This is a genomic window from Streptomyces sp. ADI95-17 (assembly GCF_003846175.1).
In the GTDB taxonomy this organism is placed as follows: domain Bacteria; phylum Actinomycetota; class Actinomycetes; order Streptomycetales; family Streptomycetaceae; genus Streptomyces; species Streptomyces sanglieri.
The window spans coordinates 64891-71768 of the sequence record NZ_ML123057.1 but is presented as its reverse complement, the minus strand read 5'-3'; the positions used below and the strand labels follow the sequence as shown (position 1 = coordinate 71768).

Here is a 6878-nt window from a genome sequence, read left to right as displayed (position 1 = left end):
TGGGAGGTTGACAGGCCGGTTCCCCAGGCAGGCCCGTTCCTGGAAGGCGAGCTGGGAGCCTGGGAGGCGCAAGGGGCCGCGCGCTCCCGCACGGTGCCGCGCTGACGGAGCGTAAGCATGACACGAGTGTCACGCTCCCTCGAATTGCGCCCGTTGTGTCCGCTTCTCGAGGTCCGGAGTCTGCTGAAACCCCCTGTCCTCTGTCATCGGATCTCGCTCGTTTGCCATCGGAGCGTGGGGCGGGGCAGTCCGTCTCCGCGCGTCGAACCATTACCTTGAACTCCGACGGAAACACAAGTGACTATAAGCGCAGAGGAGTTGGGTCAATGGCGACAGATCCGGTGGATGCGGCGTCCGTCAGTGGGGTCGGGTTCGGGGACTATTACCGGGCGCACGCGGGGCCGCTCGTCGCCCTGTCGCTGCTGCGGGGCGCGGACCTGGTGGAGGCGGCGCGACTCGCCCAGGACTCGATGACGGTGGCCCGGCGGTGGATGGACCTGCTGGGCGCGAACGCGGCCGGGGCCGCGAAGGACACCAGGACCCCCGTGGTCACCGCGCAGGCGCTGCGGGCCTGGACGTGTCGGATGACCGTCGGCGGCGGCTGCGGGGCGCTCCGCCCTGCGCACGGGACGGTGCCAGCCCTCCTGGGGAAGGGCAGCACCGACGCCCTGGTGCAGGCCCGGACGGTGGTGGCGCTCGCCCCGCTGAGAGAGTTGAACGAGCGTCAACTCAACGTCACCGCGTTTCGGTTGGCCGGCTGTGCTCCGGGAGCGATCGGGTACGAGCTGGGCCTGTCGATGCCGAAGGTGCACCGCACCCTGCGCCACGTCGGCAAGCTGCTCGGAGCGGAGACGGGGGCACGGCAGGCCAGAGGTGCCGAGGCGCCGGGGGAGGCCGATGGGGCTGGCGCGGCCGAGGGGGCCGCGGAGGCAGACGTCAGGTTCGCGGAGTTGCTGGGCGAGCTGGCCACCGCGCTGGATTCCGTACTCGACCTGCGGGCCGGGCTGGACGAGGTGAGTGGCTCCATTGGTGCGGACGGGGCCACCGCTCGCCGCGCCCCCGGACCGCCGCTGTGGAACCTCGGCTCCTCGCTCCCCGTGCCGCCCTTCGGCGCACCCGTGCTGCACTCGTTCGCCGAGCCCGCGCCGTCCGGAGTACGGGCGTACGCGGCCGGCCTCGCCCGGTGCGACGCACAGGGCCGCGAGGCCGCGCTCGGCGGGTTTCCCGCGGCCGAACTGGCGGCTGTACGGCTCGGAGCGGTGCTCGCCCTTCAGGTGGAGCGATTCCGGCAGGAGGCCGAGAGGTCCGGGACACGGGCCACCAGGGACGAGTTCCGGAGGGAGGACGCCCGGGCGTTCGCGGTCGCACTGGCCCAGGACGCCGCGCTCGCCGCGCCGATGTTCGACGCGGTGAAGGACCTCGACGTCCCCCGACGCGTCGGCTTCCTGGCGTCGGGTCTCGCCGATGACGACCCCTGGACGAACGAGGTCTCCTACGACGGGATCGAAGCCTCCCTCGCCCTGGCCCAGTTCCGGCGCGCGGCGGTGCGGGCGGCGCTGCGCGCGTCGCACCGGCCCGGTTCGGCCATCTCCCCTCAGTCCGGCGGCCCGCTCGCCGAGGCCCTCAGGCAGTCCCTGAGCGACACCCACCGGATGATCCACCAGCTCGACGAACTGAACAGCGACCTCTCGCGTGCCGAGTCGACCCTGCCGGACGGCTACTACGTCGACATGACCCGGGACTTCGACCTCCACCAGAGCTTTCATGCGGACCTGGCCCTCGGCATCGACGCCGTCCGGGAGGCCCTGTCACAGCCCTAGCTCGGGGAACTCGCCGAGCTTGCGTGCTCGGTAGGCGGCCTGTCGGCCCGGGCCGCTGCTCCTGGTGTCCGATCCAGTTGGAGACTGCATTGCTCGATGGACGTGACCGGCGAGGTGAAGGATCAGGTTGAGCAGCCGGAGCCCGAGGTGGTCAACCCAACCTTGCATAGTCGGCGGCCACGCCCCTTTTTCCGGGGCGAGGTGGCTTTGCCGCCACTCCTGCGACGATCTTCTGCAGTAGGCTGTAGGAGAGGATCGGCAGCAGCACCGCGGGGCGGTGGGGGAACCAGCAGGCGGCCAGCACGGCAGCCGCGCTGCTGTTGTTCATACCGGTGGCGAACGTGAGGGAGACCCCATCCGGCTGGTCACAGTGCGTCCAGCGGGACATCCATCGTCCGCAGCAGAAGGTCAGGCAGCACACCGCGCCGGACAGGCCGAGCGCCAGCACCAGCAAGTCCGGGTCCGGGTGGGCGAGGGCCTGTCCGAGCGCGCCAGCCGCGTTGATGTAGCAGAGCAGCAGGATGTTCACCACGTTGACGGACTTGACCGCGGGCAGGACTCGGGGGACGCGGTCCTCGCCGAGCGCGACCCGTACGACGACTCCGGCGAGGCACGGCAGCACCACCGAAACCAGCGTGAAGACCCCGGCTCCTGTCCGGGCGATGACGTCGACTGTAGTCGTGTCGTCCAGGGCGCCGGCACCGTCGGGACCGACCAGTTGGCCGGCCAGGTGCATTCCGATGGGTACCGTGAGCGGGCTGAGCAGCGTGGAACCCATCACCATGGCAACGACCAACGGGACGTTGGCGCCCGCGTTCTGCCCCCAGGAAGCGGCGCCGCCCGCGATCGGCATCGCCAGCACCAGCATCAGCCCGACCACCAGCCCCTCCGCTTCCGCCGGATCGTGCCAGGTACGCAGGCCAAGAGCGACGACCGGGAGCACGAGCAACGGGAGCAGGGCATTGGCGGCGATACCGAGCACCAGCCGCACCGGCCGGGCCACCACCCCGCGCAGATCGGCGACGCGCACCCCCAGGCCGGCGTTGAACAGCATCATCGCCAACAACACCATCGGCACCGTCAGAGCGCTCGCGCCCACAGGGATCGGCAGCGCCAGCCTGCGCAGCCTCTCGCCGGGTGCCGGGAACACGCCGGCCAACACGTAGCAGGCCAGCATCAGCCCCAGCAGCCACCGCTGCACAGCATTCACCACAGCCATCACGTAGTGGAGCCTACGCGTTACGCAGCGCTACGTCGTCGCCGACCGCCACCGGCCCGGCAGGTTCCGTTGTCGGCGGTACGACGCGAAGGCGCGTACCGGAAAGACACGCTCGAACGGCATGGCCCACACCTCCGCCAGCGGACGGCGTAAATCTGACCCGTCCGGAGCGACGTACGCGACCTCGCCCCGGTCACAGGCGGCCCAGCAGAGCCACCCGGGGCGTCTCGCACGGAAGGGCGCTACCCCCAACTGGCCGAGGAAACCGGCCGCTGCCGGCGGCTGATCGCCCCGGAGGGCCTGGCTCTCAGCCACGAATCTCCGAAGTGACCGCACAGTGGTTCACTGTTGTCGGCATGCGGCCTGCTTGTTTAGCCAGTTCTGGGCCGCGTCCAGCACGGCATCCTGGTGGCGGGCCACCGGGCGGGGATCCTTGATGACTTCCTCGTCTGGCCGGATCGCCTCGTCGTAGGTGCGGCCCGTGCGGTCCGCGTCCTTGACTTCCGTGAGAATGAGCATGGCGCCGTCGGACAGGCGGTACGCGTCGTTCCCCGTAGGGACACCGCGGGTCTGTTCGCCGAAGAACCGGGTGGCCGGGCGTCCGCGGAAGGCCACCACAACCGCCTCACCCGCACTGGCTGTCTGCCGGCCGGTCAGCACGGCGACCGGCGGCCTGCTCCGGCCCAGGGGACGGCCGGCGCCCCCGGCCTGCGGCTTCCCGTCCAGGTACGGGGCACCGTCCTTGACCGACCACACGAACTTCTTGCCGTCCGCATCGACGAACATACGGGACTGCTGCAAGGTCAGGTGTCACCTATCCCTGCAGCAGCCCCTCCTCTCGGTTGACGGACTGGCAGACACGGTAAACCGGGGCGTCGCTCGTCATGATCGGTAGCTGACAGCAGCCCACCCTCGCCGAGGCAGGCATCCGCGTCTGACGAGGAACATGGCTCCATCAAGTACAGACGCCAACGCTGCCAACGCCGGGCCGGCCCACAGGCAGGCGCCTGCGGACGAGGCTGCATTATGGTGAGCCGATCTTCGGACCCGTACGCATGGAGGCGCAGCAGTGACGACCGACGTGACGCCCGAACTGGCCGAGGCGATCCAGCGTGGCTACGACCAGCGCGACCGGGCGAACATGGCGCCGACGATCGCCTACTTCCAGGCACTGCTTGCCGAACACCCTGGTCACCCAGTCCTCATATTCGAGGTAGGTGGCGCCTACGACACCGCGGGCCAGGAGGAGACCGCCCGCAGCTATTACGAGCGGGCGCTCGCCCTTGACCTCGACGGTGACGTCCTGCGCCGGTGCCTGTGCCAGTACGCCAGCACCCTGAGGTGGCTGGGCGAGCTGGACGAGTCGCTAGCGGTGCTCGACCGCGCCCGCAGGGAGTTCCCCGACTCGGACTCCGTACGCGTCTTCCGCGCCATGACCCTCAACGATGCCCAGCGGCCAGACGAGGCGGTGGCCGAGTTGCTCACCGTCGTCACCGGGCACGCCGAGGTCACCGACCTCGGGCGGTGGGCGGTCGGACTGCGTGGCCTCGCCCAGTGGCTCGCCGACGGCCGCCCCGACTAGGAAGCACCTGCCCTGCACAAGGCCAGCGCAGGAGGGCCTTGGCGGGGGGTGCCCCTATGTAGTTCGTCAAGGTGGCGGGTTAGCTTGCTGGTGGTGTCGGCTGGAGAGGGGGATGCGGTGGGAGTGTCAGGCGGAGAGTCGAAGGCACGCGCTGTTGAAGAGTGGCGGGACGTCTATGACCTGCTGGATGCCGTTCGGCAGCGGCCGAACGCATGGGTGCGTAACGGCTCGTTGCAGGAACTAGCGGTGATGATGTTCGGCTACCACCTCGCTCTTCAGGTCCACGATGCCGATGAGGAGTTCCCGTTTCATCGTGGAAGCGGAGGATTTGCCGCTTGGCTCAGCAGGACCCGTGGATGGTCGATGGCGACTGGATGGGACGCTGCGATTGTGGAGAACCTTCCTGGTGAATCTCCGCTTGACGCCTTCTTCCGGCTCGTGGACGAGTACCGAGACGTCGCAGATCAGCCCGTCTCGTGAGCGCTCGCAGCGTGGTGTTCGGTCAAGCTGTTCGGGCGGGTTGGGGTTCGTAGAAGGTGCCGTCGCGGAGCATCGCGAAGAGGACGTCGGCTCGTCGTCTCGCGAGGCAGAGGAGGGCTTGGGTGTGGTGCTTGCCCTGGGCGATCTTCTTGTCGTAGTAGGCCCGGGAGGCCGGGTCGCCGAGGGCGGCGAATGCGGAGAGGAAGAAGGCCCGTTTGAGCTGCTTGTTCCCTCGGCGGGAGGGCTGTTCGCCTCTGATCGAGGAGCCCGAGTTGCGGGTTGCTGGGGCGAGTCCGGCGTAGGCGGCGAGGTGGGCGGCGGAGGGGAAGCTGCTGCCGTCGCCGACCTCGATGAGGATCCTGGCTCCGGTCCTGATGCCGACTCCCGGCATCGAGATCAGGACTTGGGAAAGAGGGTGGGCCTCCAGCAGTTCCTCGATCCGCCCGGCCAGGAGTTTGCGCTGGTCGAGGACGGCGGCGAGCGAGGCGGCCAGGCTCGGGACGATCAGGGCGGCCGCTTCGGTGCCGGGGACCACCACGGTCTGCTCGTCCAGCGCGGTGAATATGTCCTCGACCAGGCGCTCGGCCATCCGCGGTGCCTTGGGCCGCAGCAGCGTGACCAGCCGCCGGCGGCCTGCCTTGCGGATCTGTGCCGGTGACCCGAACCGCTCCAGCAGGGCCAGGACAGCCGGGTGTTGCAACCGTGGGCCCAGGACCCTCTCCAGGGACGGGTGGATCTGGGTCAGCAGGCCGTGGAGCCGGTTCGCGACCCGGGTGGCCTCACCGGTCAGGTCGTCGTCGAAGCCGACGATCATCTCCAGCTCGGCGATCGTCTCGTCTTCGAGGTCGACCGAGCGCAGGGTGTGAGGCATCGCGCGGGCTGCGTCGGCGATGATGAACGCGTCTCTCGCGTCTGTCTTGGCCTCGCCGGGGTAGAGGCCGGCGATCCGCCACATCGTCAGGCCCGGTAGATAGGCGACGGGGCAGCCCATGTCCCGGGCGACGGCCAGCGGCAGGGCTCCGATCGAGGCCGGCTGGTCGACCACGACCAAGACGATTCCGTGCTTGGCCTGGAGTTTCGCGAACAGCTCGCGGAGCTTGGGCTCGGTGTTGGGCAGGCGCCTGTCGAACGCCTTCTTCCCGGCCGGGGTGACGGCGGTGGCGTGGTGTTCGCCCTTGCCGACGTCCAGGCCGAGATAGACGTCGATGTCGCCAGTCTCGATCACGTGCATCCTCCGGTCGTGCTTCTGCCCGGCCTCGTCCACGGCACCGATCGCCACATCCACATTACGAAGAGCCTCCCGACCTGCGAAGAGTCGGCGGTCATGCCCCTAATCAGCGGTCAGTCAGTGCCTCCGGGCCCGGTGACACCACCCCCCGGATCATGGTTAACAAGGGGGGGAAGTCATGCCGGGGCCTTGACCCCGGATCTTGAACACGTCTATGCGGCTCGGGTCAGGGTAGTTGCTGTTGAGTGGAAGGTGTTCTCGTAGGTGATCGGGGATCGCTGGCCGAGCCGGGAATGCCGGCGTCGCGTGTTGTAGCGAGACAGCCATCGGAAGGCGTCAAGTCGGGCCTCACGCTCGTTTGACCAGCCCTTTCGCCCCTTCAACGTCTCCCTTTTGAAGGTCGCGTTGAACGATTCCGCGGCGGCGTTGTCCGCGCTGCTGCCGACCGCGCTCATGCTCTGGCGAACGCCGTCCCGGCGGCAGGCTTCGGCGAAGGCCCGACTCGTGTACTGGGCGGATTCAATGCGACGATCGATTGAATCCGCCCAG

6 protein-coding genes and 1 pseudogene are annotated in these 6878 nt (G+C 69.0%); 3 read left to right on the top strand and 4 right to left on the bottom strand.

The window, feature by feature from the left end; all coding sequences use genetic code 11:
• Nucleotides 1–326 precede the first annotated feature (326 nt).
• Nucleotides 327–1820 carry a hypothetical protein gene (locus tag EES42_RS43420; protein ID WP_124723699.1) on the top strand — a complete coding sequence of 498 codons (1494 nt, stop codon included), beginning with the start codon at nucleotides 327–329 and terminating at the stop codon, nucleotides 1818–1820.
• A gap of 151 nt (nucleotides 1821–1971) precedes the next feature.
• On the opposite strand, the gene EES42_RS43415 is transcribed toward EES42_RS43420, so the two are convergent.
• Nucleotides 1972–3039, bottom strand: coding sequence for a bile acid:sodium symporter family protein (locus EES42_RS43415; protein WP_124723698.1), 1068 nt, complete (start codon nucleotides 3037–3039; stop codon nucleotides 1972–1974).
• A gap of 342 nt (nucleotides 3040–3381) precedes the next feature.
• Nucleotides 3382–3822 (bottom strand): annotated as a pseudogene (locus tag EES42_RS43410) (S41 family peptidase); the annotation flags it as partial.
• A 286-nt stretch (nucleotides 3823–4108) separates the two neighbouring features.
• Here EES42_RS43410 and EES42_RS43405 point away from each other — a divergent pair.
• Entirely contained in the window at nucleotides 4109–4621 is a 513-nt protein-coding gene (locus EES42_RS43405) for a tetratricopeptide repeat protein (protein WP_206433972.1), read from the top strand.
• An 84-nt stretch (nucleotides 4622–4705) separates the two neighbouring features.
• Nucleotides 4706–5101: a hypothetical protein gene (locus tag EES42_RS47095; RefSeq protein ID WP_241196981.1), complete on the top strand. Its 396-nt coding sequence runs from the start codon at nucleotides 4706–4708 to the stop codon at nucleotides 5099–5101.
• A 22-nt stretch (nucleotides 5102–5123) separates the two neighbouring features.
• Here the strand turns inward: EES42_RS47095 and EES42_RS43395 are convergent, their stop codons facing one another.
• Nucleotides 5124–6332: an IS110 family RNA-guided transposase gene (locus tag EES42_RS43395; protein WP_164495603.1), complete on the bottom strand. Its 1209-nt coding sequence runs from the start codon at nucleotides 6330–6332 to the stop codon at nucleotides 5124–5126.
• A gap of 209 nt (nucleotides 6333–6541) precedes the next feature.
• Nucleotides 6542–6878 (bottom strand): integrase core domain-containing protein (locus tag EES42_RS43390; RefSeq protein WP_164495588.1); only part of this gene is annotated, 337 nt, incomplete at its 5' end.